The organism is Paracoccus sp. S1E-3, assembly GCF_013868135.1.
Taxonomy (GTDB): domain Bacteria; phylum Pseudomonadota; class Alphaproteobacteria; order Rhodobacterales; family Rhodobacteraceae; genus Paracoccus.
Genome location: NZ_JACEMU010000004.1, coordinates 1,305,948 through 1,330,630 on the forward strand (window position 1 = coordinate 1,305,948; position 24,683 = coordinate 1,330,630).

Consider the following 24,683-nt stretch of genomic DNA (forward strand, 5'->3'; position numbering starts at 1 on the left):
GAGACTAGAGATTTTCGCGTCCCGCGCCAGAGGACAGCCTGTCACAGTCTCGTAAACGAACGAAAAAGGGCCCGCCAGTCCGGCGGGCCCTTTCTCGTCATCGCCCTTCGGCCAGATCAGCCGATGGACCACCAGCCGCGCCGCTTGGGGCGCGCCGGGGCCTCGGTCACGACTTCCGTCACCACCTCGGCGGCGGGGGCTGGGGTTGCAGCGGTTGCTGCGGCGGTCGCGACTTCCGGCGCGGGCGCCACTTCGGCGGCCTCGGTTGCGGCAGCGGCGTCTTCGGCCTGCACATCGGCCTGCTCACGGGCCGCAGCGGCGGCATCGGCCAGCACCGCATCCTGATCCGCCGCGCCTTCACCGGCGTCACCCTCGCTCACCGGACCGGCTTCGGTTTCCAGCAAGGCGTCGGCGGCCTCCGGATCGGCGATCTCCCCAGCCGCAGCGACCTCCACCGGCTTGCGGCGCGAGCGGCTGCGCGAACGGCTGCGGGTCTTCGGCTGCTCCGGCTCGGCCTCGGCCTCCTCGGTCTCGGCTCCTTCGGCCTCGACCGTCTTGACCATCATTGGCGCCTCGTCGTTGTCTTCGGCCTCGTCCTCGCCGTTCTGATCGCGTCCCTCGGCGCGATCCTTGCCGCCCCGGCGACGGCGACGGCGGCGGCGCTTGGCGCGGCCCTCGCCATCGGCATCGTCCTCGGCGCGGGCATCGGCGGCTTCATCGGCCTCGATCTCGCGGTCGATCAGCAGTTCGGCGTCCTCTGCCTCATCGACGATGGTGTCATCCTCATCGATCTGCGCCATCAGCGTCGCATCCACGGTCAGAACCGGGGCCACGACCTCGGGCACCAGACGGGTCGCGGTCTTGAACTTTTCAATCGCGTAATCGGGCGAGATCAGCGTCGGATCGGCCTCGACCCGGACCGACATGCCGTAACGCCCCTCGATCATCGCGATATGCTCGCGCTTGGCGTTCATCAGGAAGTTCGCCACCGCGATCGGCGCCTTGACCAGCACCTCGCGCGAGCGTTTGCGGGTGCCTTCCTCCTCGATCGCGCGCAGGATCGTCAGCGCGAGGCTGTCATCGGACCGGATCAGACCGGTGCCATGGCAATGCGCGCAGGGCTGCGTGGTCGATTCCAGCATCCCCGGACGCAGGCGCTGGCGGCTCATTTCCATCAGGCCGAAGCCCGAGATCTTGCCGACCTGAATCCGCGCCCGATCCGTTTTCAGTTTTTCCTTCAGGCGTTTCTCGACGGCCGCGTTGTTCTTGCGCTCGTCCATGTCGATGAAGTCGATGACGATCAGGCCCGCGAGGTCGCGCAGACGCAGCTGGCGCGCCACCTCGTCGCAGGCTTCAAGGTTGGTCTTGACCGCCGTATCTTCGATCGAGCCTTCTTTGGTCGCGCGGCCGGAGTTCACGTCGATCGCCACCAGCGCCTCGGTCACGCCGATGACGATATAGCCGCCGGATTTCAGCTGCACGACCGGATTGAACATGCCGCCCAGATAGCCTTCGACCTGATAGCGCGCGAACAGCGGCATGGGATCGGTGTAATGCTTCACGTTCTTGGCATGGGACGGCATGATCATCTTCATGAAGTCCTTGGCGGTGCGATAACCCCGCTCGCCCTCGACCAGCACCTCGTCGATCTCGCGGCTGTAGAGGTCGCGGATCGTGCGCTTGATCAGGTCGCCTTCCTCATAAATCGGCGCGGGCGCGACCGAGGCGAAGGTCACTTCGCGGATCTGCTCCCACAGCCGCATCAGATATTCGTAATCGCGCTTGATCTCGGTCCGGGTGCGCTGGCTGCCGGCGGTGCGGATGATCAGCCCGGCGCCTTGCGGCACCTTCAGCTCGCCGGCGATGTCTTTCAGCTTCTTGCGGTCGGCGGCATTGGTGATCTTGCGGGAAATCCCGCCACCGCGCGCGGTGTTGGGCATCAGCACGCAATAGCGCCCTGCCAGCGACAGATAGGTGGTCAGCGCCGCACCCTTGTTGCCGCGTTCTTCCTTGACGACCTGAACCAGCATGATCTGGCGGACCTTGATCACCTCCTGGATCTTGTAGCGGCGGCCGCGCGGCTTTTTCGGCGCCCGGATTTCCTCGGTCACGTCCTCCTCGGCGACCGATTCGATGCTATCATCGGCCTCGGCGCCCTCATCGGCGGTCTCGGTCATCGCCTCAAAGGCAGCCGTTTCGACCTCGACTAGGACTTCCGCCTCGACCGGGGCGTCTTCGGCGTGGTCGACGACCTCCATGCCCGGAATTTCGTCCGAGGCGGCCACCACATCGCCCGATTCGGCCTTTTCGGCACGGGCCGGGCGACGCGGCTTGCGGCCGCCGGATTTTTCGCGCGCGGCTTCCTCGGCGGCAACGGCCTCGGCATAGGCGCGCTCTTCCTCCATCAGCGCCTGACGGTCGGCGGCAGGGATCTGGTAGTAATCCGGGTGGATCTCGGCGAAGGCCAGGAAGCCGTGGCGGTTGCCGCCGTAATCCACGAAGGCGGCCTGAAGCGAGGGTTCGACCCGCGTCACCTTCGCCAGATAGATATTGCCAGCAAGCTGCCGCTTGTTGACGGTCTCGAAATCAAACTCCTCGACCTTGGTTCCATCCACCACGACGACGCGGGTTTCTTCCGCATGCGTCGCGTCGATCAGCATTTTCTTTGCCATTGTTATGTCTTTCACGCAGCCCCCCGCCCCGGCTTCCAGCCGGGATGCGTTGCGGGACGCGGCTTGATGGGGACGCGGGCGCGGCGACAGGGGCATCTGCGGAGGGTGAGCCCCGCAGCAATTCCGCCCCGATGAGTCGCGCGCGTTGCATCGCGTCTGTTACCTCTTGGCCCCCGCCATGGGCTGAGGGGCAGCGAATGTCAGCCCTCGCGCGGGAAGCGCCGCAGGGCGGTTTTTCTTGGCGGACAGCGGCCACCTCGGGGTGTGCCGGCCTCCGCTGCGAAACTGATGGCGCGTTCATCCAGATACGTTTCAACCGATGGTTGCATGACCGCGCATGCTTTGAACATAAGGGCGGCGGGGCCGAAAGTTCAATGGGAAACTGAATATCGCAGGATTATCATCAAACGGTTAACGCGGCTCGTCCCGGCACCATCAAGGCAACGCGCAGCCGCCCCTGCATCAGGAGTCGCAGGGCCAGTCCCCGCCACAGTTCAGCCTGCGCAGACCGTCCAAGGCGGGATCCTCGGCCGGGCGCAGCACCTCGGTCAGGAAGGGCAGATAGGGCGGCCACCACCATGGCGCGTCTTTCAGCACGGCCTGAAAGCCCACCAGCGCGGTCCGTTCGGCCTGCACCCGCCCGGCGCCATCCATCGGCGCCAACAGATAGGTTAGCCGCACGCGGCGCGCGGCATATTTCCCCAGATGCGCCGCCATCATCGCATCAAATTCCGGGTTATCGACACCGCGCAGAGCGCCGCGGTCTTCGGGCAGCAGCGCCCATTCCGGCTGCGGCGCATCGCCCGGCTGAAGCTGGCGGATGCTGCACATCTCACCTGGCTCGCCGGGATCATAGACACCGGTGATGACCGACTGAACAGGCACGGTCCAAGCCCCCGAAGCGCCAGCCTGCCACAGCCGTCCCACCCCGGCATCACCAAACAGACTGGCGCAGGGCGATATGTCCTGACGCCCATCGGGGGCACCAAACAGCAGCACCTGCGTGCCCTGCAGCGCTTCAGGGACGGCGCCAGTCAGGCCGCCGCGTTGCAGCGCGGTTTCCCATGCGATGGCGGTGAATAGCGGGCATGGTTAAGGACCAGAACAGCAGCGCCGTCTGCCCAGCCAATGCCAGCCCGGCACGACGCCAACGCCGCCGCGATGCTGCGATCAGCCCAATCAGAAGCAGCCCGAGCAGCAGCAGCGGCCAAGCCGCCACCCGCAGGGCCGCGACGACCAGTTCCAGCTGATCCATCAACCGCGCGCCCTCGGCCGCCTGTTAAAGATAGTCGCCCCGCGACAGGCCGTATTTCGCCATCTTCTCGTTCAGGGTCCGGCGCGGCAGGCACAATTCGTCCATCACCGCCGCGATGCTGCCCTTATGCCGGCGCATGGTGTTGTCGATCAGCATCTTCTCGAAACTCTCGACATATTCCTTCAGCGGCTTGCCCTCGGTCGTGGTCGCCTGCGCCTGATCCTCGTCGCCCTCGGTCATCAGCAGCGAGGTGATCGAGCCGGAACCGCGCCGGTTCTGCAGCACCGCGCGCTCGGCCACGTTGATGAGCTGGCGGACATTGCCCGGCCACGGTGCCTGCAGCAGCTGCGCCGCTTCCTGCGCATTCACCTGCGGCGGCTCGCAGCCATATTCATCGGCGAACTGCTCGGTCATGCGGGTGAACAGGGCCAGGATATCCTCGCCGCGCGCGCGCAGGGGCGGCACGGTGATCTGCAGGGCGGACAGGCGATAGAATAGGTCGGGACGCAGCAGATCCTCGGGGCGGCGCCCATCGCCGCGGGCATTGGAAATGGCGATGATGCGGGTCTCGGCCGGGCTGCCCTGATCGGCGATGAAGCCCAGCAGCCGCGCCTGCAGGGCGTCGGGCAGCGCCTCGATGTCTTCAAGACACAGGGTGCCGCCGCGCGCTTCCTCGACCGCGGGAATGGCATCCTCCAGCGGGCCGAACAGCCGCGCGCCCAGCTTTTCGGGATCGAAGGCGGCGCAGGCGACGGGCACGAATTTCTTCGACGCGCGCGGTCCCACGGCATGCAGCGCATGGGCCACCAGCGTCTTGCCGGTGCCGGTCTCGCCGTCGATCAGGACGTGGCCGTCGGCCTGACCCAGATCCAGAATATCCTCGCGCAGGCGCTCCATTGCCGCCGACTGACCGACCAGCTTCGACATCACCTGCTGGCCTTCCGACAGGTCGCGGCGCAGGGCGCGATTGTCCAGCGTCATGCGCCGGGCCTGCGTGGCCTTCTTGGCCAGTTCGGTCATGCGGTCGGGCTTGAAGGGCTTTTCCATGAAGTCCATGGCGCCCATCCGCATCGCCTCGACCGCCATCGGCACGTCGCCATGGCCGGTGATCATGATGACCGGAAGCGCGCTGTCGATACTCATCAGGCGTTTCAGGAAGGCCATGCCATCCATGCCGGGCATGCGGATGTCGCTGATGACGACGCCCGGCCAGTCGGGGCCGATTTCCTTCAGCGCATCCTCGGCCGAGGGGAAGGTCACCGTGTTGAACCCCGACAGGACCAGCCACTGGCTGATCGATTCGCGCATGTCGGGTTCGTCGTCGACGATGGCGATTTGGAGCGTCTTGCTCATGCTTCTCAATTCCTTCTCATTCCGCAGCCAGCGGCGCGTCGGCGCGACCACCGTCGGGATCGTAAATCGGCAGTGCCATCTCGAACACGGCGCCAGGGCCGTCCTCGGCGTTATGCGCGGTCAGTCGACCGCCGAAATCTGCGACGATACCGGATGATATCGCCAGCCCCAGGCCGGTGCCCTCGCCGGGCTTCTTGGTGGTGAAGAACGGTTCGAAGAGTTTGTCCAGATCGCTGACACCCGGTCCGTTGTCACGTACTGTCACAACGGCTTGAGCGCCGGTTTCGATCCCGATCTCGATCCGTGGGTCTTTCACCGTCTTCGTGGCATCGATCGCGTTGCGCAGCAGGTTGATCAGCACCTGCTCCAGCCGGATACGGTCACAATAGACCATGACGGGCTTGCGGGGCAGGTTGCGAATGATGCGCACGGGGCGGGCGCGCAGCTGCGGCTCCATCATGGTCAGGGCGCTGGACAGGGCGGCGCGCAGGTCCACCGGCTCGAACGCCTCGCCACCCTTGCGGGCATAGGATTTCAGCTGCCGGGTGATGCTGCCCATGCGGTCGACCAGGTCGTCGATGCGCTGGAAGCTGGACAGCGCCTCGTCCGAGCGGCCCCGATCCAGCAGCAGCCGCGCCCCCGCCAGATAGGTCTTCATCGCCGCCAGCGGCTGATTCAACTCGTGGCTGACACCAGCCGACATTTCGCCCAAGGCGGCCAGTTTCGAGGATTGCTGCACCGTCTGCTCGGCCACGCGCAATTCGCGCTGCACCCGCTCGCGCTCGGCGATCTCGCGGGTCAGGCGAGCATTCAGCGCCCGCAGGTCCGCCGATTCGCGCATATAGGCGACGGTGCGGCGCTGCGCCCGGCGCGACAGCACATAGAAAACAGCCGCGGCCAGCACGGCGAACACCGTGGCCTCCATAGCGAGGACGGCGAAGACCCGTTCGCGGATGGATTCGTAGGTGGTGAAATTGTACATCCGCCAGCCCCGGAAGGGGATGCGGGTCTCGGTCTGCATCACCGCGCGGCCCTTGACCCAGGCATCGGCGGGGGTGTTCGACCAGTCGGTGGTGACCTGGAAGGCGCGCTCGATCGCCGAGGGCGCGGGCCGGATCGCCAGCGCCTCGTCCAGAGGCAGGCTGCGCCAGCGTCCTTCAGTGGTCAGGATCACCTGGCCCGTGGAATCGGTCACGGCGACCGCGTCGCTGATGCCCGCCCAGCTCTGCTCCAGCCGGGTCAGGTCGGTGCCGACCACGATCACGCCCAAGGTGCGGGTGCTGTCGGCGATGACGCGGGAATAGACAAATTCGAAGCCGCCATGCTCCGACGGCGCGACGGTGAACACCGTGTCGCGCGCCCGCATGGCGTCGACGAAATAGGGCGCGCCAACGTAATTCGTGCCCAGAAGCTGGCGATCGGTCGCCGCCACCGTGCGCCCCGAGGCATCGAGCAGCCGGATCGAGGCCGCGCCGATATCCTTCTGCGCCGTGATGAGCCGCGCCGAGGTAGTGGCGAAATCGCCTGAAGACAGCGCCGAGATCAGCGCCGGATCCCGCGCCAGCATCATCGGCACGACCGAATTGCGCTGCAGTTCGGACTGCAGCTGCCCGGAATAAAGCGTGGCGCGCAGTTCGGCCCGGACGCGGGTGTTTTCGGAAAACCGCTCTGACAGCCAGGTATTGGTGGCCCATAGCACCACCCCTGCCAGCACAAGCAGCGCGACGAGGGCCGCGCGCAGCACCCACAGGTTGACGGCCTTGTCGCCATCAACCGAGCGGACCGCGTGTGCGGGCCGGTCGTCTTCGGGTGTGATCAGGTTCAAATGCCGGTTTCCGCTGCGATTGCCGATCACGCCAATCTAGGCAAGCCCCGGCCTTCTGCCAAGGCGCGCGTCGTCACGCCGCAAGCAGCGCGCCGGCGAGAGCAGCGAACATGGCCTTGCCATCGGTGCCGCCATGGGCCGGGTCGATGGCGCGTTCGGGATGGGGCATCATCCCCAGCACGCGACGGTTTTCCGACAGCACGCCGGCGATATCCGCGACCGAGCCGTTGATTGCCGGCGCATAGCGGAAGGCGATGCGGTCCTGCGCCTGCAGCGCGGCCAGCCCCTCGGGGTCGATCTGGTAATTGCCGTCATGATGGGCGACGGGGATCTGCAGAATCTGACCGACGCTGTAGCCGCTGGTGAAGGCGCTGTCGGCGCTGACGACTTCCAGTGCCACCGGCTTGGCGATGAAGGTCAGGCCGGCATTGCGCATCAGCGCGCCGGGCAGCAGCCCAAGCTCGGTCAGCACCTGAAAGCCGTTGCAGACCCCCAGCACGAAGCCGCCGCGCTCGGCATGGGCACGGAGGGCACGGGCGATGGGGGATTGGGCGGCAATGGCGCCGCAGCGCAGATAGTCCCCGAAGGAAAAGCCGCCCGGCACCGCGACCAGATCGGTGCCCGCCGGCAGGGCGTCGTCCTTGTGCCAGACCTGTGTGACCTCGGCCCCCGCGTCTCGCAGCGCCACGCGCAGGTCGCGGTCGCAATTCGATCCGGGGAAGGTGATGACGGCGGCTTTCATGGCACGGGCTCCGGTCCGGTTGGGATGGGGGTCAGATAGCCCTTGTCGGACGGTAAAGAAAGGGGGGCGCTGCCCCCGTCCTGCGGACTCCCCCGGGATATTTGGGCCAGAATGAAAAAAGCCGGGCGGTGAGGCCCGGCTTTCGTCCGTGGATCAGGCGAGCGCCTTGTTCAGATATTCGTCGACCTTTTCCAGATAGCCCATCGTCGACAGCCATTTCTGTTCCGGGCCGACCAGCAGGGCGAGGTCCTTGGTCATATAGCCGTCCTCGACCGCCTGCACCGTCACGCGTTCCAGCGTCTGCGCGAAGTTCATCAGCGCTTCGTTATTGTCCAGTTTGGCGCGATGCTTCAGGCCGCCGGTCCAGGCATAGATAGAGGCGATGGAGTTGGTCGACGTCTCCTTGCCCTTCTGATACTCGCGGTAGTGGCGGGTGACGGTGCCGTGGGCGGCCTCGGCCTCGACGGTCTTGCCATCGGGGGTCATCAGCACCGAGGTCATCAGCCCGAGCGAGCCGAAACCCTGGGCCACCGTATCCGACTGCACATCGCCGTCATAGTTCTTGCAGGCCCAGACATAGCCGCCGTTCCATTTCAGCGACGATGCCACCATGTCGTCGATCAGGCGGTGTTCATAGGTCAGGCCGGCCTTCTTGAACCGGTCGGCAAATTCTTCGTCGAAGATCTGCTGGAACAGATCCTTGAAACGGCCGTCATAGGCTTTCAGGATGGTGTTCTTGGTCGACAGATAGAGCGGATAGTTGCGCTGCAGCGCATAGTTCATCGAGGCGCGGGCGAAGTCGCGGATCGAATCGTCGAGGTTATACATCGCCATGGCGACACCGGCGCCGGGGGCCTGAAAGACCTCGTGTTCGATGGTCTGGCCGTCGTCGCCGACGAATTTGATCGACAGCTTGCCGGTGCCGGGGAAGCGGAAATCGGTGGCCTTGTACTGGTCACCGAAGGCATGGCGGCCGACGATGATCGGCTTGGTCCAGTGCGGGACCAGACGCGGCACGTTTCGGGCGATGATCGGCTCGCGGAAGATCACCCCGCCGAGGATGTTGCGGATCGTTCCGTTGGGCGATTTCCACATCTTCTTCAGGCCGAATTCCTCGACGCGGGCCTCGTCGGGGGTGATGGTCGCGCATTTCACGCCGACGCCGTATTGCTTGATCGCATTGGCCGCGTCGATGGTGATCTGGTCTTCGGTGCGGTCACGCTCCTCGATGCCGAGGTCGTAATATTTCAGGTCGATGTCGAGGTAAGGCAGGATCAGCTTTTTCTTGATGAATTCCCAGATGATCCGGGTCATCTCGTCGCCGTCGAGCTCGACGACCGGGTTGTCTACCTTGATCTTCGACATGGGGCATCCCTTCAGTTGGATTTCGATTTGGCGGCGGTATAGCTGCTATCGCTAGGGAAAGGAAGGCGGTATGCCATCGCATACTGCCGCCGCCCGCCACCTTTCCCGATCTTGCATCCTGTTCGTGACCGGCCCGCACAGCGCCTCGAAGACCGAAGGGGGGCGGACCATTCGGATCCGTGCCCCTGACCTTCGCCGAGGGTCTCGGGGCGCCGTTGTCGCAGCGCAGGATCTGGACCGCGGTCGCCCGATACCTGACAGCCCGCTGATCGGCGGAGAGTCGGCATCTGCGGTCAGGCGAGGCCGAAGAAGGCGCGGACGCGGCAATGCAGTTCGTCCCAGACCGCGGGCAAGCCGCGTGCCACCTTCTCACCGACGCGGCTGACGATATTGTCGTAGGTGACGCCGTATTTCACCCAGCCCGCGCCGTCAGAGGTGAGGTTCTGGACCAGCGGCTGCGTGCGGTCGAGCGATTTGGCGAAGACGGCGTCGGGGGTCCGGTTGGCTTCGAATTCCTGCCAGAGGGCCAGGAATTCCGCTGCCTGAGCGGGCGGCAGCAGCCCGAAGATGCGGCGCGCGGCCTCAGCCTCGGCCTGCTGGATCTCGGGCGAGTCATGGGCCTGACCGCCGGCCGAGTGCAGCGGAACATCGCCCACGTCGATTTCCACCAGATCATGCAGGATCAGCATCCGGATGACGCGGCCGATATCCACCCCCGGCCCCGCCTGCCCGGCCAGAACCATCGCGTAAAGCGTCAGATGCCAGCTATGTTCGGCGCTGTTTTCCTGCCGCGACAGATCGTTCAGCGTATTGGCCCGGTCGACCGATTTCAGCTTGTCCGCCTCGGCCAGAAAAGCCAGTTGCGCGTCGAGATCGGGCTGGGGCATCGGCGGTCTCCTTTGCACCGGCTGTTAGCCTGCGCGGGCGCGGATCGCCAGCGCGGTTTTAACCTTCCGGTCCGCGCGCCAAACGGAAGGGGGCCTGCTGGCCCCCTTCTGCCGCCCTGTGAAAGGGTCAGCCGTGGTCGCCGCCCGGATCACCACCCCCGTGATCGCCACCCCCGTGGTCCCCACCGCCGGGATCGTCACCGCCATGATCGCCACCACCCGGATCACCGCCGCCATGGTCACCGCCGCCATGGTCACCGCCACCATGGTCTCCACCGCCGGGATCGCCGCCGCCATGGTCACCGCCGCCATGGTCTCCACCGCCGTGGTCGCCGCCTTCACGGCCCTTCTTGCCCTTGTCGCGATCCCGATCCCGGTCACGTTTGCCGCGATCTCCGGCCTTGCCTTCCCTGTTGGGGCGACGCCCCTCGCGGGCTTCGCGATCGCCCTGGGCACGATCACGATCGGCAATGACGATCTCTCCGTCTCCGCCGACCGAAAGCTCGATCTGGGCGTGTCCGGCATCCAACCGAGCTTTCCCGACCTGATTGCTGGAAACACTTGCCCCCGCCGGCATCGCCAGTACGGCGAGCGCGACAGCAGCTGGTGCGGCACTTGGTATCCTACGCATGTCTCCCCCCTTTCACCGCCGGCAGATTTGTCGACGGCCTCCAAGGAAAAGGATATGATTTTCTTTGAATTTTCTCAAAACAAATCGCATTACAGCGATTTAGAGGGAAATTTTTCCGGGAATGTCCAATGTGGGCGGATTTTCGCCAAACGATCGGCGGATTTTCGCACATCAATTCCGGACAGGCTTCGCCGCGACGGCCAACCACGCGATCCAAGCAAACCGCACATACAAGACAAGGGAGATCGCGCGCGCCCTCCCTCATCTCGTGGTTGCGCGATCTCAGCCGCCCGGTGCCGGCGCCGGGGTCGCGCCGCCTTGCGCCGGCTGCGCATCCGCTGCCGCCGCCGAAACGACCTGCCCGGTGCTCGCGTCGTGGACAATCACCACCTCGACGCCTTCGGCATCGGTCGCGGTAGTGGCGATATGGCCGTCCACCTCGGGCGAGACCCGGATATCGGTATAGCCCTGCCCTTCCAGCGACTGGGTCACCTGCTCGGCCGTCACCTGCGCCAGCGCCGGCATCGAGATCAACGCCAGCGCCGCGGCAAACGTCGTGGTTCGGGAAATCTTGGTCATGGCATCCTCCGCCTTGGCGAACCCGCCACGGGTCCGCTTCAGGTCGGAAGGAAACGCGCGGCCGCAGCACGGACAAGCCAACCGATGGCAACCGCGGCAAATTCGGCATGTTGCAGCCACCCGGACCCCTGCGGGTCGGCGGGGCCTTGCCCGCCAAGACCCGGTCGGCCGAGGGCGCCGAAATCGGCAAGCCTCCGCCCGGACCGGCACCTGCTGGGCGCCGGTCCCGCGTCAGGTCAGCGCGTCCCCTCGGTCAGGCGCCGGCGCACATAGGTCTGCACCTTCTCGATCATCGGGTTCATATGCACCTCGTCGTCGCGGAAGAAGTGGTCCGCGCCCTCGATCACGTCATGGCTGATGGTGATACCTTTCTGCTCGCGCAGTTTCGACACCAACCCCTCGGTATCCTTCGGGGGCGCCACACGGTCGGCCGAGCCGTTGATGATCAGCCCCGAGGCCGGGCACGGCGCAAGGAAGCTGAAATCATAGATATTGGCCTGTGGCGAGACGCTGATGAAGCCGGTGATTTCGGGACGCCGCATCAGCAGCTGCATGCCGATCCAGGCACCAAAGCTGAACCCCGCCACCCAGCAATGCTTGGAGTTGGGATTCATCGCCTGCAGATAATCCAGCGCGGCCGCCGCGTCCGACAACTCGCCGACGCCCTGGTCGAACTCTCCCTGGCTCCGGCCTACGCCGCGGAAGTTGAACCGCATCACCGTGAAGCCGATCTTGTGGAATGCGTAATGCAGGTTATAGACGACGCGATTGTTCATCGTGCCGCCATATTGGGGATGAGGATGCAGGATGATCGCAATCGGCGCATCGGGTTTGGCTTGGGCGTGATAGCGCCCTTCGAGACGGCCATCGGGGCCGGCAAAGATCAGTTCGGGCATGGGATCCTTCGCGAAACGGTTTTCTTGACGCAAGCAGGGGCGACAACTATTCCAAGCCCAGAAGATGTGGACCGGGAACGGCCTGCGCAAGGGCTGCCGGGACGGGGGGAGTTAGCCCAAGCCCCGCGCGCTCGTCAACATTTCAAGGCGGCCTGATTTCCGGGCGCCGGTTACTGGGGCGAAGGATTATCGCATGAAGCTTTCCACCAAGGGCCGCTACGGCATGGTGGCACTGGTCGATCTGGCGTTGCAGCCGGCCAATACGCTGACCTCGCTGGCCGACATCGCCGAACGGCAGGACGTGTCGCTGCCCTATCTCGAACAGCTTTTCGTGCGGCTGCGCCGGGCGGGGCTGGTCGAATCCGCGCGCGGCCCCGGCGGCGGCTACAAGCTGTCACGCCCGGCCACCGAGATCCGGGTGTCGGAAATCCTGTCCGCCGTCGATGAAACCGTCAGCGCCCTGCATCTGGGCGCGGGGGTGTCGGGGGGCGTGTCGGGCTCGCGCGCGCAGACGCTTTCGAACCGACTGTGGCAAAGCCTGTCGGCTCATGTCTATGTGTTTCTGCACAACGCCACGCTGGCCGATGTCGCCCATAACCGTCTGCTGCCCTGCCCGGCGGTCCCCGATCTCCTCTCGGTCGTGGACGATCAGTCCTGATCGGCACCGACCAGCACCGACGCTGACCGCAGCAACCAGACCAACATGGAATACAGTTCTACCCAAAAGGGGTGCTACGCGGAAACATCCTTATCCACCCCACACCCCTGCCACAAATGCGGAAATTGTTCTAAATCTAACGCGAGAATCGCCCCCTCGGGACAATTTGCCGCCCCGCATGGGCTTCACCGACGCGCCGCATTGGCCTAGAGCATTGCAGGAATTCTGATGACACTGGATCTCGCCGTGACCGACACCCAAGCCCAACCGAACCGCGACAAGCCCACCCTGCCCGATGCGCAGACGGTGACGGCGGTGAAGCATTGGACCGACCGGCTGTTTTCCTTCCGGGTGACGCGTCCGGCCAGTCTGCGCTTCCGCTCGGGCGAATTCGTGATGATCGGGCTGCCCGGCGATAACGGCAAGCCGATCCTGCGCGCCTATTCCATCGCCTCGCCCAATTGGGATGACGAACTGGAATTCTATTCGATCAAGGTGCCGGATGGCCCGCTGACCTCGAAACTGCAGCATATCAAGGAAGGCGATCAGATCATCCTGCGCCCGAAACCCGTGGGCACGCTGGTGCTGGACGCGCTGCTGCCCGGCAAGCGGTTGTGGTTTCTGGCCACCGGCACCGGGCTGGCGCCCTTCGCGTCACTGATGCGCGACCCCGAAACCTTCGAGCGCTTCGATCAGGTCATCATGATGCACACCTGCCGCGGCGCGGACGAGCTGACCTATGGCCGCGAGCTGGTCGAAAACCTGCGCAACGACCCCCTGCTGACCGAGATGTTCGGCGCGGAATTCGCCGACCGGCTGCTCTATTACCCCACCACCACGCGCGAGGATTCGCCCCTGATGGGCCGGATCACCGACAACATGACCTCGGGCAAGGTCTTCGCCGATCTGGGCCTGCCGCCGATCAACCCCGAGGAAGACCGCGCCATGATCTGCGGCAGCCTGGCCTTCAACGTCGATGTGAAGGCGGTGCTGGAAGGCTTCGGTCTGCGCGAGGGCGCCAATTCCGAACCCCGCGAATTCGTGGTCGAAAAGGCCTTCGTCGGCGACGGCATCTGAACCTGCAGATCCGCCCGTTCGGCGGAGAAAGGCCGACCCGTCCGATCAGATCGGGCGGGTCTGTTAACTTTTTGCGCCCAAGCTGCTACCAGCCGCGGAAGATTTTTAACGATTTTGCTCGCCTCCAGACCGGCACTCCGGCCGGAATCTCGGCAGGCCCGAGCGCTGTTTTCAGGATGGGACACCGATGTCCACGCAGACCCACACCCCGCATCTCGTCAGCGTGCAGCTGCTGCGCGCCATCGCCGCCGCCGCCGTGGTCTTCGAACATGCCCAGGCCGAGGCCGGCCAGACCGTCGCGGGGTTCGAGCATATCCCCTTCGATTTCGGCATCGGCGTCGACATCTTCTTCATCATCTCGGGCTTCGTGATGTGGCTGTCGAGCGCGCATCTCTTCGGCCAACCCGGCGGTACCGCCACCTTCCTGAAGAAGCGGTTCCAGCGCGTCGTCCCGCTCTATTGGCTGTATACGCTGGGGATGCTGGCGGCGATCGCGCTGCTGCCGGACAAGCTGAACAACCCCGATGCCAGCGCGCCGATGATCCTGTCCTCCTTCCTGTTCTTCCCCTATCCGAACATGATCGGGGAATATACGCCGGTCCTGGCCCTCGGCTGGACGCTGAACTACGAGATGTTCTTCTACGCGTTGTTCGCTGTCGCGCTGTTATTCCCGCGCAAATTCGGCTTCGCGGTCCTCGCCGCGCTGATTCTCGGCTTCGTGGCGCTCTGGGCGGTCACCACCAGCGGTCCCGTGCTGTTCTGGGGGCGGCCGATCATCCTGGAATTCCTGATCGGCGTGATTCTCGCCCGGCTTTACACCGAGGGCGGCCACCGCCCCAACCTGATCCTGTTCGCCGCCTTCGTCGCTCTGGCCTTCGTGGCTTATTGGCTGTTGCAGCCGTCGCCCAGCCGGCTGATCCGCCTCGGCATCCCGGCCGCCTTCTTCGCCAGCGCCTTCATCTTCTTCCTGCCCGCCCGGCTGAGCGGCGCGCTGAAAGGCATCGCCAAGGTCGGCGGCGACAGCTCCTATACGCTGTATCTGTCGCACCCGTTCACCCTGGCCATCGTCAAGATCATCTGGACCCGGCTGGACCCGGCGGGCGCGCATCCCTGGGCCTATGTCTGGTGGGCCACGCTGATCTGCATCCTTGCCGCCTATGTGCTGTATCTGCTGATCGAGCGCCCGCTGATCGGCCTGTGGAAACGCAGACCCGCCACTCAGGCCGCCTGAAGTCAGGGGCTTCGCCCCTCTTGGCCGTTCCGGCCAATTCACCCGAGGATATTTGGACCAAAGTGAAAGCGCCAGCTTTCATTCTGGCCGAAATATCCTCGGGGGAGTCCGCAGGACGGGGGCAGACAGCCCCCGCTTTGGGGGCCGCCATGTCGGCAGGCATGGGGCTTTGCGGGCGTCGTCAGAAGAACGCCTGCAGCCCGGTGATCGCGCGGCCGAGGATCAGGGCGTGCACGTCATGTGTGCCCTCATAGGTATTCACCGTTTCCAGGTTCACCATATGGCGCATGACCTGGAATTCCTCGGAAATGCCGTTGCCGCCATGCATGTCGCGGGCCCAGCGGGCGATTTCCAGCGCCTTGCCGCAATTGTTGCGCTTGATGATCGAGATCATCTCGGGCGCGGCCTCGGCCTCGTCCAGCAGCCGGCCCACCCGCAGGCTGCCTTGAAGACCCAGCGCGATTTCGGTCATCATATTGGCCAGCTTCAGCTGGTGGAGCTGGGTCTGCGCGAGCGGCTTGCCGAACTGATGACGATCCAGCCCGTATTGGCGCGCGGCATGCAGGCAGAACTCGGCCGCGCCAAGCGCGCCCCAACTGATGCCATAGCGTGCCCGGTTCAGACAGCCGAACGGGCCTTTCAGACCTTCGACATTCGGCAGCAGTGCGTCCTCGCCCACCTCGACATTGTCCATGACGATCTCGCCGGTGATCGAGGCGCGCAGGGACAGCTTGCCGCCGATCTTCGGCGCCGAAAGTCCCTTCATGCCCTTTTCCAGCACGAAGCCGCGGATCTTGCCGCCATGGGCCTCGGACTTGGCCCAGACCACGAAGACATCGGCGATGGGCGAGTTCGAGATCCACATCTTCGAGCCGTTCAGCACATAGCCGTTCGCGGTCTTCTTCGCCCGCGTCTTCATCCCGGCGGGGTCTGATCCGGCATCGGGTTCGGTCAGGCCGAAGCAGCCGATCCATTCGCCCGAAGCCAGCTTCGGCAGGTATTTCATCCGCTGCTCTTCCGAGCCATAGGCATAGATCGGATACATCACCAGCGAGGACTGCACCGACATCATGCTGCGATAGCCGCTGTCGACGCGCTCGACTTCGCGCGCGACCAGACCGTAGGCCACATAGGATGCGCCGATGCCACCGTATTCCTCGGGGATGGTGACGCCCAGCAGGCCCATCTCGCCCATTTCGCGGAAGATCTCGGGGTCGGTCTGCTCTTCGCGGAAGGCGTCGATGACGCGGGGCTGCAGGCGGTCCTGCGCGTAGGCGCGGGCGGCATCGCGGATGGCGCGCTCCTCCTCGGTCAGCTGGTCGTCGAGGCGAAACGGGTCCTCCCAGTCAAAGCGGCCCAGATCCGGTGCGTCCTTCGGTTTCAGTGCCATCTTCGGCCTCCCTTCCGTCATGTCTGTCAGGGGATAGGACGGCGCGCCGTGGCGTGCAAGCGTCACGGCCGGTTCACGGTCCCTTCACAGGGTTTTATGGAACGATGAACCGCTCCGTCCGTTATCCTGCCTGAATGCGACATAGCCGCTATGAGGATCATATGCCCCGCTTTACTGCCAATTCGACCGCGATTGCGGCGCTCCTCTCCCTCGGGCTCGGGCTGCCGCTGCAGGCCGAGGTCGTGCTGCCGAACAACGATGCTGCGACCCTGCGCCCCGAGCGGGCAAAGCAGATGCCCGGATTGAATGCGCTGCTGACGGCGGAAGTCGGCGCCGGGCTGAAGGCGGGCAGCTTGCTGTGCCTGGACGGCTCGGCCCGGCCCTGCGCGGACGACATGCCGCTCGTCACGCCGGCCGGCGTGGCGGTACAGCTGTCCGAGGGCGGCGATATGGTGCTGGCGCCTCCCGCCCTGCAGCCCTTCCAGATCGTCGATGGCCGGCCAGCCGCGCGTGATGGCGCCTATGCCCCCTTGGCCAAGGCGCGGCTGGAGGCGGTGCAGGCGCAGGCTGGGCGGCTGATCGGCGGCGGCGGCGGCGGCGAGGCTGCCCCTGCCGAGAAGGCGAAACCTGCCAAGGGCGAGGATGCTCTGGCCGCGGCGCTCGCCGCTGGCCGGGCCGGCGAGGAGGCCAAAGCCGCAGCTGAAGAAGCCGCGAAAAAGGCCGAACGGGAGGCCAAGGCCGCCGCCGAGGCGAAGGCAAAGGCCGAGGCCAGGCAACAGGCTGAGGCCGAAAAGGCCGCCGAGGAGAAGCGCGCAGCGGAGGCCGAAAAGGCCGCAGAGGAGAAGCGTGCGGCAGAGGTGAAGCCAGCAGCGACGCCCGATGCCGATGCGAAGACTGCGGCTGGCGTCAAGACCGACGACGCCCAGTTGGACGAGCTGACCCGGCAGCTGACCGCCGCCGCGCAGGGGGGCGCGCAGAAGCCGCCCGCCACGCCGGTCGCGGTCAAGGACCGGTTCGCCAAGGATGAGCCGCGCTTCCCCGATGCCGATGCAAAGACCCTTCATGCCGAACGCGCCCAGACCATGCCCGGCCTGAACGCAGTGCTTCAGGACGAGATCGCGCGGGGGCTGACCGCGGATGATCTGCTGTGCAGCGACGGCTCCGCTCGGCCCTGCGCCGAAGGGGCGTCGCTGGTCAGCCCCAAGGGCGTGGCGGTGAATGTCAGCAACAAGGGCACGATCATCATCGGCGGCCTGGGGCGCCAGCAATATGTGGTGGGCGAGGACGGCAAGCTGCGGGCGCGCGGCTCGAACACCGCTGCGGCCAAGGAAGCGGCCGAGGGCGCCAAGCCCACCGCGGCCGCGCTGTCGGACAAGGAGAAGGCCGGGGGCAAGGTGGTCACCGAGACGGTGACCGAGAACAGCGTGCGCAGTTCGGACCAGGATTTCGAGACCCGGATCGCCGATGCAATCAAGAAGGCCGGCGCCGCGCAAGCCTCGAACGACGACGACGGCGACGATGGAGGCATCGATCTGGCGAAGGTCGCGCTGGCGGGTCTGGGCGCGCTGGCGGTGGGTCAGGTGCTGCAGGGCAACCGCGAAGTGGCGCTGAACACCGGTGACCGGGTGATCGTCACCCGCAGCGACGGCAGCCAGCAGGTGTTGAAGGATGACAACATGCTGCTGCGCCAGCCCGGCAACGAGGTGCGGACGGAAAACTATGCCGACGGCTCCTCGCGTTCGGTGGTGGTGAGGCCTGACGGCTCGCAGGTGATCACCATTCGCGGCGCCGATCTGACGGTCCTGCGCCGGGTGCTGGTGGCCCCGAACGGCACCGAGACGGTGCTGATCGACGAATCGGTCGAGGTGCCCCCGGTGCAGGTCTCGGAGCTGCCGCCGGCGCCGAAGCCCGCGACCGCTGCGCCCACGACCGAGGCTGCGCTGCGCGAGGCGCTGGCGCGCGAAGCCGCCGTCAGCCGCCGCTTCACCCTGAACCAGATCCGGTCGATCCCCGAGGTGCGCAACCTCGTCGCGCCGGTCGATATCGATGCGATCACCTTCGACACCGGATCGGCCGCCATCAACCCCAATCAGGCGCGCCAGCTGGCGACGCTGGGCACGGTGCTGGAGGACGCGATCAAGGCCAACCCGCGCGAGGTCTTCCTGATCGAGGGGCATACCGACGCGGTGGGCAGCGCGACCTATAATCTGGCGCTGTCGGACCGACGCGCGGAATCGGTGGCGCTGGCGCTGGCTGAATATTTCGACGTGCCGCCGGAAAACCTGGTCGTGCAGGGCTACGGTGAGGAATATCTGAAAGTGCCCACGCTGGGAGAGGAGCGCGACAACCGCCGCGCCTCGGTCCGGCGGATCACCGATCTGCTGGCCTCGGCACGGTAGACGGACAGGGGGAACAACCGGGGTGGCGCGTCGGTTTCGGCGCGTCACTCTTTCGTTACTGCGAGATAGTCGCTCTGCGTCATGAGATAGCGCAGACCGCTGCGGCCGCCATGATCGGTTCGCCCGGCCACCACCATCCCGATCTTTTCTGCCACGCGGCGCGAAGCCAGGTTGTCAGCGTCGATTTCGGCCACGATCCCGGGCAGCCGTACCGTCGTGAACGCGTGGCGGACAATCCGCACCGTGGCCCCTGTCGCATAGCCTCGCCCCCATGACGAGCGTTGCAACCGCCAGCCGATCTCGACGTCGGGGCCGACCGCATCCAGCGGGATCAGCAGCACCCATCCCACGAAGCGCTGCGGGTCTGACTTGGCGAAGATCGACCAATAGCCGAGTCCGTTACCATATTTCGCTTCGATCCGCTGGCGCACGAAGGCCTCGTGCTGCACCGGCTCCTGCCAGGGACCGGGAATGAACCTCGTGACTTCGGCGTTCCGGTCCATGGCGAGGCTTGCCTTCAGATCAGCCATTATGCGTGGTCGCAGGAAAAGCCTCTCCGTCTCGAAACTTGGCAGCATGACCTCCACGTTCCCACGGGCCGATGTCACGGATGACATCCCCTCACGACATCACCCCTTCACGCCCCTTCGCCACCCGGTAATGCGCCCACAGCGCCCGCGCCGCGACGGATCGCCAGGGGCGCCACGGCTCGGCCAGTTCCAACAGCGCCTTGGGGCCCGGTCGGTCGGCCAGCCCGTAAAGCAGCCGCGCGGATTCCTGCAGCGCCAGATCGCCGGCCGGAAAAGCATCGGTCCGGCCAAGCGCGAAGGCCAGATAGATCTCGGCCGTCCATTGGCCGATGCCGGGCAGCGCGGTCAGCCGGGCGATGACTTCGGCATCGGGCGCCGCGCGCAGCGCCTGCCAGTCGGGCTCAGCAGCGACGATGCCCAGAAGATAACGGATCTTCGGCCGCGAGACGCCGCAGGCGCGCAGCCCCTCCTCGCCCGCGCCGCGGATCGCGGCCGGCTCCGTCAGGCCCGCCCCGGCCAGCCGCGCCATGATCGCGCCGGCAGCCGCGATGGAGATCTGCTGGCCGATGATCGCATCGAGGATCGCGGGGAAGCCATCCGTGTGCCGGCGCAGCGGCAGATCCAACATAGGCAGCGCCCCGGCCCAGACCGGGCAGACCTGCGCCAGATGGGCGCGGCCTTCGGCCAGATCCTCCGGGGTGTCGATGATCCTCATGGCTCGCGCCGCGCATCCTCGCGCAGCCGGGTCTCGAAGGCTTTCGAGATATGCGCCCGAAGCGCAGCCTCGGCCGCGCCGGCATCGCCCGAGACGAGCGCGTCGACCACCGCCTGATGTTCCGCCAGCGCCGCGCGGTCACGCCCCTCGGCCGCCAGCGATGTGCGCGCCATCAGCGCCATATTGCGGTGCACCATGTTCAATTGTTGCACCAGATAGCGGTTATGCGAGGCCAGATGGATCTGGCGGTGAAAGCGCCAGTTCGACCGCGCCAGCGCCTGCGCATCGCCCAGCACCTTGCGGTCATCGTCGATCATGGATTGCAGGACACGCAACTCCTCGGGCGTGGCGTGGCGAGCGGCAAGGCGGGCGGCGAGCGCCTCCAACTCGGTGCGGACGGTGTAAAGCTCGGCCAGTTGGCTGTGATCCAGGGTGGCCACGATCAACGAGCGGCCGTCGCGCTTCACCATGGCTTGCGTTTCCAGCCGCTGCAACGCCTCGCGCACGGGCGTGCGCGACACGCCGAAACGTTCGGCCAGTTCTGATTCGACCAGCCGGGCACCGGGCTTGTAGATACCGTCGTCAATGGCTTCGACGATCAGGGAATAGGCGTCTTTCATCGCCACAGTAGCCGCGATGCGGACGCGGAATGCAAGCGCGAAGACCGGGGCGGCCTCGACCCCTCGGCCGCAGGAAGGCCGTCCGATGATGATCCCGGCCCGTCAGCAACGGACGCCGACAAAGCGGGGCAGCGCAGAGGCCCAAGGAAAGATCGGGACAGCGGTGCGATCATCCCGGCATGAAGCCCGGCATGAAGCGGCCCGATTCATGCGCCATTCATGCGCCGCGCCGCCGCGAAAGGCGCTGCTGCCGGCCCCTCCTGCCCCTCGGCGTGACAGGCTGATGTTGCAAGGCGCGACCCCGCCGCCCGTTGCGGTCCACGTGCCGTCCCCGTATCACGGGCGCATGGATTTCTCGCATATCACCACCTGGATCTTCGATCTCGACAACACGCTGTATCCGCCCGAGGCGGCGCTGTTCGACCAGATCGAGGCCCGCATGGTCGCCCATGTCCAGAACCTGCTCGGCGTGGACGCGACCGAGGCCGACCGCCTGCGCGCGCATTACTGGCGCCAATACGGCACGACGCTGGCCGGGCTGATGGCCGAACACCGGATCGACCCGGATGCCTATCTGTATGATGTCCACGACATCGACCTGTCGGTGCTGACCCCCGATCCCGATCTGGCCGCTGCCATCGCCGCGCTGCCCGGCCGCAAGATCATCCACACCAATGCCGATGCGCTTTACGCCAACCGCGTCCTGCACCATCGCGACCTGCGGGTGTTCGAGGCTATCTATGGCATTCAGGAGGTCGATTTTCACCCCAAACCCGATGCGCGCGCTTATGCCGCAGTCATTGGCGCCCACGGCTTCGACCCCGCCACGGCCGCCATGTTCGAGGATGACCCGCGCAACCTCGAAGTGCCGGCCAAGCTTGGCATGCGCACGGTTCTGGTCGGCCGGGGCCGCCACGGCCCGGACGAGTTGGCGGCCGATTTCACTCTCGGTCCGCATGTCCAGCACCGCACCGACGACCTGACGGGCTTCCTGCGTTCGCTTGTCTGACCCGGCATGCTCTGGCAAAGTCGGGGAAACACAGACAGGAGACGTGACATGGCCCAGGCACTCACCGACGATCCGCAAGCCACCCGCGCCGAAAACGCCCTTGCCGCCCGCATTCTGCTGATGGTGGCGGCGGTGCTGGCGATATGCGCGGTGATCGTGGCCGTCTTTGGCCTGCCCGCGCTTGGCATCCTGGGGCTGGTCGGGACTGCCGTAATCTGGGCGGCGCTGCTTTCGATCATGGCGGGGAACTAGCCCCATGGCCGCATCCGACGGCGCGGTGCAGACCGACATCCTGATCTCGGGCGGGGGCATCGCCGGTCTTGTCACCGCGGCCGCCTTCGGGGCCGACGGCCATCGGGTGATCTGCGTCGACCCCGCCCCGCCGGTGACCGAGGAAGCCGCCGACGGCTCGGACCTGCGCACCACCGCCTTTCTGCAACCCTCGATCCAGCTGCTGGAACGGGCCGGGCTGTGGGACCTGCTGGCGCCCCATGCCACCCCCTTGCAGATCATGCGGATCGTCGATGCAGGCGGCGCCGAACCGATCGCCCGGCTGGTGCGCGACTTCGATGCCTCGGACATTTCCGACGCGCCCTTCGGCTGGAACCTGCAGAACTGGTTGCTGCGCCGCGAGATCGCGGCCCGGCTGGCCGAGATGCCGAATGTCACCTTTCGCCCCGGCACCGCCACCGTCGCCCTGACGGCGCGCGAGGACGAGGCGCGGGTCACCCTTTCAGACGGTACCCAGGTGACCGCGCGGCTGGTGGTGGGCGCGGATGGGCGTAACTCTGTCATCCGCGAGGCCTTGGAAATCGGCGTGAAGACCACCCGCTACGGTCAGAAAGCGCTTGCCTTCGCGGTCACCCACGAGATCCCGCATGAGAATGTCTCGACCGAGATCCACCGCTCGGGCGGCCCGTTCACGCTGGTGCCGCTGCCGGATCGGGGGGGCAAGCCCTCCTCGGCCGTGGTGTGGATGGAGCGCGGCCCCGAGGTCGCGCGCCTGATGGCGCTGCCGCCCGAAGATTTCACGGCGGCGCTGAACGCCCGCTCGACCCGCATTCTGGGCCATCTGAAGCCAGCCACCCGGCTGACCGCCTGGCCGATCATCAGCCAGTTGGCCGACCGCTTCACCGGCCCCCGCACCGCCCTGATCGCCGAGGCCGCCCATGTCGTGCCCCCCATCGGCGCGCAGGGCCTGAACATGAGCCTCGCCGATCTTGGGCTGCTGCTGGATCTGTCGCGCGACGATCCGGGCAGCCGTGCCTCGCTGGAGGCATTCCAGCGGCGCCGCTGGCGCGAGGCGCGACTGCGCATCGCCGGCATCGACCTGCTGAACCGGGCCAGCATGCTTACCCCGCGTGCCTTGCGCGATCTGCGCGCGGCGGGACTGGGCGCGATCTATGGCATCGCCCCGGTGCGGCGCCTGATGATGAAGGCGGGGCTGGGCGTCAATTGACGCCCGCCGGGCCGATGATCCAGAAGGACTATTGATGACATTTCCCCGCCTTTTTCGACCCGTTGCGGTCCTGTGCGCAACGGCCCTGCTGGTCCTGTCCGGTTGCGGTTTCGGAGGCCGGCATTCCGAATTGGAATGCATGGAGCGCGCGATGTATTTCGAGTCCAACCGCTCCAGCCGCGAGGGAATGATCGCGGTGGGCAGCGTGGTGATGAATCGGGTGCAGTCGGACAAGTTCCCCAACAGCGTCTGTGGCGTGGTCGGTCAGAAGAACCAGTTCGCGCCGGGCGTGATGACCAGGAAGATGGATCTGCGCACCGCACCCAAGGTGCAGGAGGCCGCGCGCGCGGTCCTGCGGGGCGAACGTCACCCCCGGATCGGCAATGCGCAGTTCTTCCACGCCGCGACGCATCGCTTCAGCTACAACAACATGCACTATGTGGTGACCGCCGGCGGCAATGCCTTCTATGAAAAGCGCAAGCCGCATCTGGTGACGCAGCCCTATCCGCTGCCCCCCTCGAGCAGCAGTTTCGGCTGGTAGACCGGGCCCGCACCTGCAGGGGGCGCGCGCGCGGTTTCCTCGACCGCGCGATTGATCTGGTCCGGCGGTGGGGTCATGATGGCTGCATCGCCCCCAGAGAACGGAGCGCCCTCATGCGCCTTGCGTTACTGACCCTGCTGCCGCTCGCCGCCTGCATGGAGGCGGCGCCGCCATCGCCCGGCCCCGTCCCCACCGCCGCTGCCGCTGCCGCGCAGGAGGCGGCGTGCCGCGCCGCCATCGCCCGCCATATCGGCCAGCCGCTCAGCGCCGTCGAACCGCGCTGGCTGTCCGAGACCGGCGGCATCGCCACAGTCGAAACGCTCGATAACGGGCGCAGGCATCTGTGCAGCGTCGATGCCGCGGGGCGGGTGCTGGGCTATTCCCACCCGCGCTGACCGGTCCTGACAACAAAATGCCCGGCATCGCTGCCGGGCATTTCCTGTCCGGGCTGCCGCCAGATCAGAGCTCGTCGATCAGCTGCTGACGGGCGACACCGACCAGTTCGGCCATCTTGGCGCGAATGGCGGCCTCGTCGGCCTTGCCTTCCAGATCGGCGGCGATCTTGCGGAACACGTCCTCGTCACCCGGTTCTTCGAAATCCGAGGTCACGACGGACAGCGCATAGGACTTGGCGTCATCGCCGGATTTGCCCAGCAGGCCCGCGGCCCATTCGCCCAGCAGGCGGTTGCGGCGCGCCTCGGCCTTGAACTGCAGGTCGGCGTCACGGGCAAACTTCGCCTCGTAAGAACGTTCGCGGTCGTCAAAGGTGGTCATTCACGTCTCCTGAAACCCTGTGTCGAATATGAGCATAGTACCTTTATATCACAACCCTGTATCGCGAGGCGCCTG

At 66.1% G+C, this 24,683-nt stretch carries 25 protein-coding genes; 9 read left to right on the forward strand and 16 right to left on the reverse strand.

Features of this window, described 5'->3' with window-relative positions; translation table 11 throughout:
• Positions 1-116 precede the first annotated feature (116 nt).
• From H1S04_RS06505 to H1S04_RS06555, 11 genes are all read right to left on the reverse strand, one after another.
• Positions 117-2,672, reverse strand: coding sequence for a ribonuclease E/G (locus H1S04_RS06505; protein WP_181744700.1), 2,556 nt, complete (start codon positions 2,670-2,672; stop codon positions 117-119).
• 462 nt (positions 2,673-3,134) lie between these two features.
• On the reverse strand, positions 3,135-3,671 hold the full coding sequence (locus tag H1S04_RS06510) for a hypothetical protein (protein WP_181744701.1): 537 nt from the start codon (positions 3,669-3,671) through the stop codon (positions 3,135-3,137).
• Positions 3,672-3,690: 19 nt separating this feature from the next.
• A complete protein-coding gene (locus tag H1S04_RS06515; RefSeq protein WP_181744702.1) occupies positions 3,691-3,927 on the reverse strand; it encodes a hypothetical protein in 237 nt (78 codons plus the stop codon).
• 24 nt (positions 3,928-3,951) lie between these two features.
• The gene (locus H1S04_RS06520; protein WP_181744703.1) at positions 3,952-5,280 is read right to left on the reverse strand and encodes a sigma-54 dependent transcriptional regulator; all 1,329 of its coding nucleotides are present in this window, start codon (positions 5,278-5,280) and stop codon (positions 3,952-3,954) included.
• Between the two features lie 16 nt (positions 5,281-5,296).
• Complete coding sequence (locus tag H1S04_RS06525) at positions 5,297-7,021, reverse strand: ATP-binding protein (protein WP_181745420.1); 1,725 nt, start codon at positions 7,019-7,021, stop codon at positions 5,297-5,299.
• A 157-nt stretch (positions 7,022-7,178) separates the two neighbouring features.
• A complete protein-coding gene (gene purQ / locus H1S04_RS06530; RefSeq protein WP_181744704.1) occupies positions 7,179-7,847 on the reverse strand; it encodes a phosphoribosylformylglycinamidine synthase subunit PurQ in 669 nt (222 codons plus the stop codon).
• 153 nt (positions 7,848-8,000) lie between these two features.
• Entirely contained in the window at positions 8,001-9,212 is a 1,212-nt protein-coding gene (locus tag H1S04_RS06535) for an NADP-dependent isocitrate dehydrogenase (protein ID WP_181744705.1), read from the reverse strand.
• Between the two features lie 293 nt (positions 9,213-9,505).
• Positions 9,506-10,099 carry an HD family hydrolase gene (locus tag H1S04_RS06540; RefSeq protein ID WP_181744706.1) on the reverse strand — a complete coding sequence of 198 codons (594 nt, stop codon included), beginning with the start codon at positions 10,097-10,099 and terminating at the stop codon, positions 9,506-9,508.
• A gap of 24 nt (positions 10,100-10,123) precedes the next feature.
• Positions 10,124-10,441 (reverse strand): hypothetical protein, encoded by a 318-nt coding sequence (locus H1S04_RS06545; RefSeq protein ID WP_181744707.1) that lies wholly within the window; start codon positions 10,439-10,441, stop codon positions 10,124-10,126.
• 571 nt (positions 10,442-11,012) lie between these two features.
• Positions 11,013-11,309 carry a PepSY domain-containing protein gene (locus tag H1S04_RS06550; protein WP_181744708.1) on the reverse strand — a complete coding sequence of 99 codons (297 nt, stop codon included), beginning with the start codon at positions 11,307-11,309 and terminating at the stop codon, positions 11,013-11,015.
• Between the two features lie 236 nt (positions 11,310-11,545).
• The gene (locus H1S04_RS06555; protein ID WP_181744709.1) at positions 11,546-12,205 is read right to left on the reverse strand and encodes an alpha/beta hydrolase; all 660 of its coding nucleotides are present in this window, start codon (positions 12,203-12,205) and stop codon (positions 11,546-11,548) included.
• 193 nt (positions 12,206-12,398) lie between these two features.
• Between H1S04_RS06555 and H1S04_RS06560 the strand changes: the two genes are divergently transcribed.
• From H1S04_RS06560 to H1S04_RS06570, 3 genes are all read left to right on the forward strand, one after another.
• Complete coding sequence (locus H1S04_RS06560; protein WP_181744710.1) at positions 12,399-12,863, forward strand: Rrf2 family transcriptional regulator; 465 nt, start codon at positions 12,399-12,401, stop codon at positions 12,861-12,863.
• 228 nt (positions 12,864-13,091) lie between these two features.
• The gene (locus tag H1S04_RS06565; protein WP_181744711.1) at positions 13,092-13,940 is read left to right on the forward strand and encodes a ferredoxin--NADP reductase; all 849 of its coding nucleotides are present in this window, start codon (positions 13,092-13,094) and stop codon (positions 13,938-13,940) included.
• A gap of 187 nt (positions 13,941-14,127) precedes the next feature.
• A complete protein-coding gene (locus H1S04_RS06570; RefSeq protein WP_181744712.1) occupies positions 14,128-15,171 on the forward strand; it encodes an acyltransferase in 1,044 nt (347 codons plus the stop codon).
• Positions 15,172-15,352: 181 nt separating this feature from the next.
• Here H1S04_RS06570 and H1S04_RS06575 read toward each other — a convergent pair whose 3' ends face one another.
• The gene (locus tag H1S04_RS06575) at positions 15,353-16,561 is read right to left on the reverse strand and encodes an acyl-CoA dehydrogenase (protein WP_370470466.1); all 1,209 of its coding nucleotides are present in this window, start codon (positions 16,559-16,561) and stop codon (positions 15,353-15,355) included.
• 161 nt (positions 16,562-16,722) lie between these two features.
• Between H1S04_RS06575 and H1S04_RS06580 the strand changes: the two genes are divergently transcribed.
• Positions 16,723-18,960, forward strand: a complete 2,238-nt coding sequence (locus H1S04_RS06580) for an OmpA family protein (RefSeq protein WP_220185098.1) — start codon at positions 16,723-16,725, stop codon at positions 18,958-18,960.
• Between the two features lie 44 nt (positions 18,961-19,004).
• Here H1S04_RS06580 and H1S04_RS06585 read toward each other — a convergent pair whose 3' ends face one another.
• Genes H1S04_RS06585 through H1S04_RS06595 form a run of 3 tightly spaced genes read right to left on the reverse strand, consistent with a single transcriptional unit; the run spans position 19,005 to position 20,825 of the window.
• Complete coding sequence (locus H1S04_RS06585; RefSeq protein ID WP_366521905.1) at positions 19,005-19,577, reverse strand: GNAT family N-acetyltransferase; 573 nt, start codon at positions 19,575-19,577, stop codon at positions 19,005-19,007.
• Positions 19,578-19,581: 4 nt separating this feature from the next.
• The gene (locus H1S04_RS06590) at positions 19,582-20,205 is read right to left on the reverse strand and encodes a DNA-3-methyladenine glycosylase (protein ID WP_181744715.1); all 624 of its coding nucleotides are present in this window, start codon (positions 20,203-20,205) and stop codon (positions 19,582-19,584) included.
• Complete coding sequence (locus H1S04_RS06595; RefSeq protein WP_181744716.1) at positions 20,202-20,825, reverse strand: GntR family transcriptional regulator; 624 nt, start codon at positions 20,823-20,825, stop codon at positions 20,202-20,204. The genes H1S04_RS06590 and H1S04_RS06595 overlap by 4 nt, the downstream gene beginning before the upstream one ends.
• A gap of 346 nt (positions 20,826-21,171) precedes the next feature.
• Here H1S04_RS06595 and H1S04_RS06600 point away from each other — a divergent pair, with 346 nt between their 5' ends.
• From H1S04_RS06600 to H1S04_RS06620, 5 genes are all read left to right on the forward strand, one after another.
• Positions 21,172-21,834 (forward strand): pyrimidine 5'-nucleotidase, encoded by a 663-nt coding sequence (locus tag H1S04_RS06600; RefSeq protein ID WP_181744717.1) that lies wholly within the window; start codon positions 21,172-21,174, stop codon positions 21,832-21,834.
• A gap of 48 nt (positions 21,835-21,882) precedes the next feature.
• The gene (locus H1S04_RS06605; protein ID WP_181744718.1) at positions 21,883-22,086 is read left to right on the forward strand and encodes a hypothetical protein; all 204 of its coding nucleotides are present in this window, start codon (positions 21,883-21,885) and stop codon (positions 22,084-22,086) included.
• Between the two features lie 4 nt (positions 22,087-22,090).
• Positions 22,091-23,293, forward strand: coding sequence for a UbiH/UbiF family hydroxylase (locus tag H1S04_RS06610; protein ID WP_181744719.1), 1,203 nt, complete (start codon positions 22,091-22,093; stop codon positions 23,291-23,293).
• A 34-nt stretch (positions 23,294-23,327) separates the two neighbouring features.
• A complete protein-coding gene (locus H1S04_RS06615) occupies positions 23,328-23,834 on the forward strand; it encodes a cell wall hydrolase (RefSeq protein ID WP_181744720.1) in 507 nt (168 codons plus the stop codon).
• A gap of 113 nt (positions 23,835-23,947) precedes the next feature.
• Positions 23,948-24,229 (forward strand): hypothetical protein, encoded by a 282-nt coding sequence (locus H1S04_RS06620; protein WP_181744721.1) that lies wholly within the window; start codon positions 23,948-23,950, stop codon positions 24,227-24,229.
• A 64-nt stretch (positions 24,230-24,293) separates the two neighbouring features.
• Here the strand turns inward: H1S04_RS06620 and H1S04_RS06625 are convergent, their stop codons facing one another.
• Positions 24,294-24,608, reverse strand: coding sequence for a DUF1476 domain-containing protein (locus H1S04_RS06625; RefSeq protein WP_181744722.1), 315 nt, complete (start codon positions 24,606-24,608; stop codon positions 24,294-24,296).
• Between the last annotated feature and the right edge of the window lie 75 nt (positions 24,609-24,683).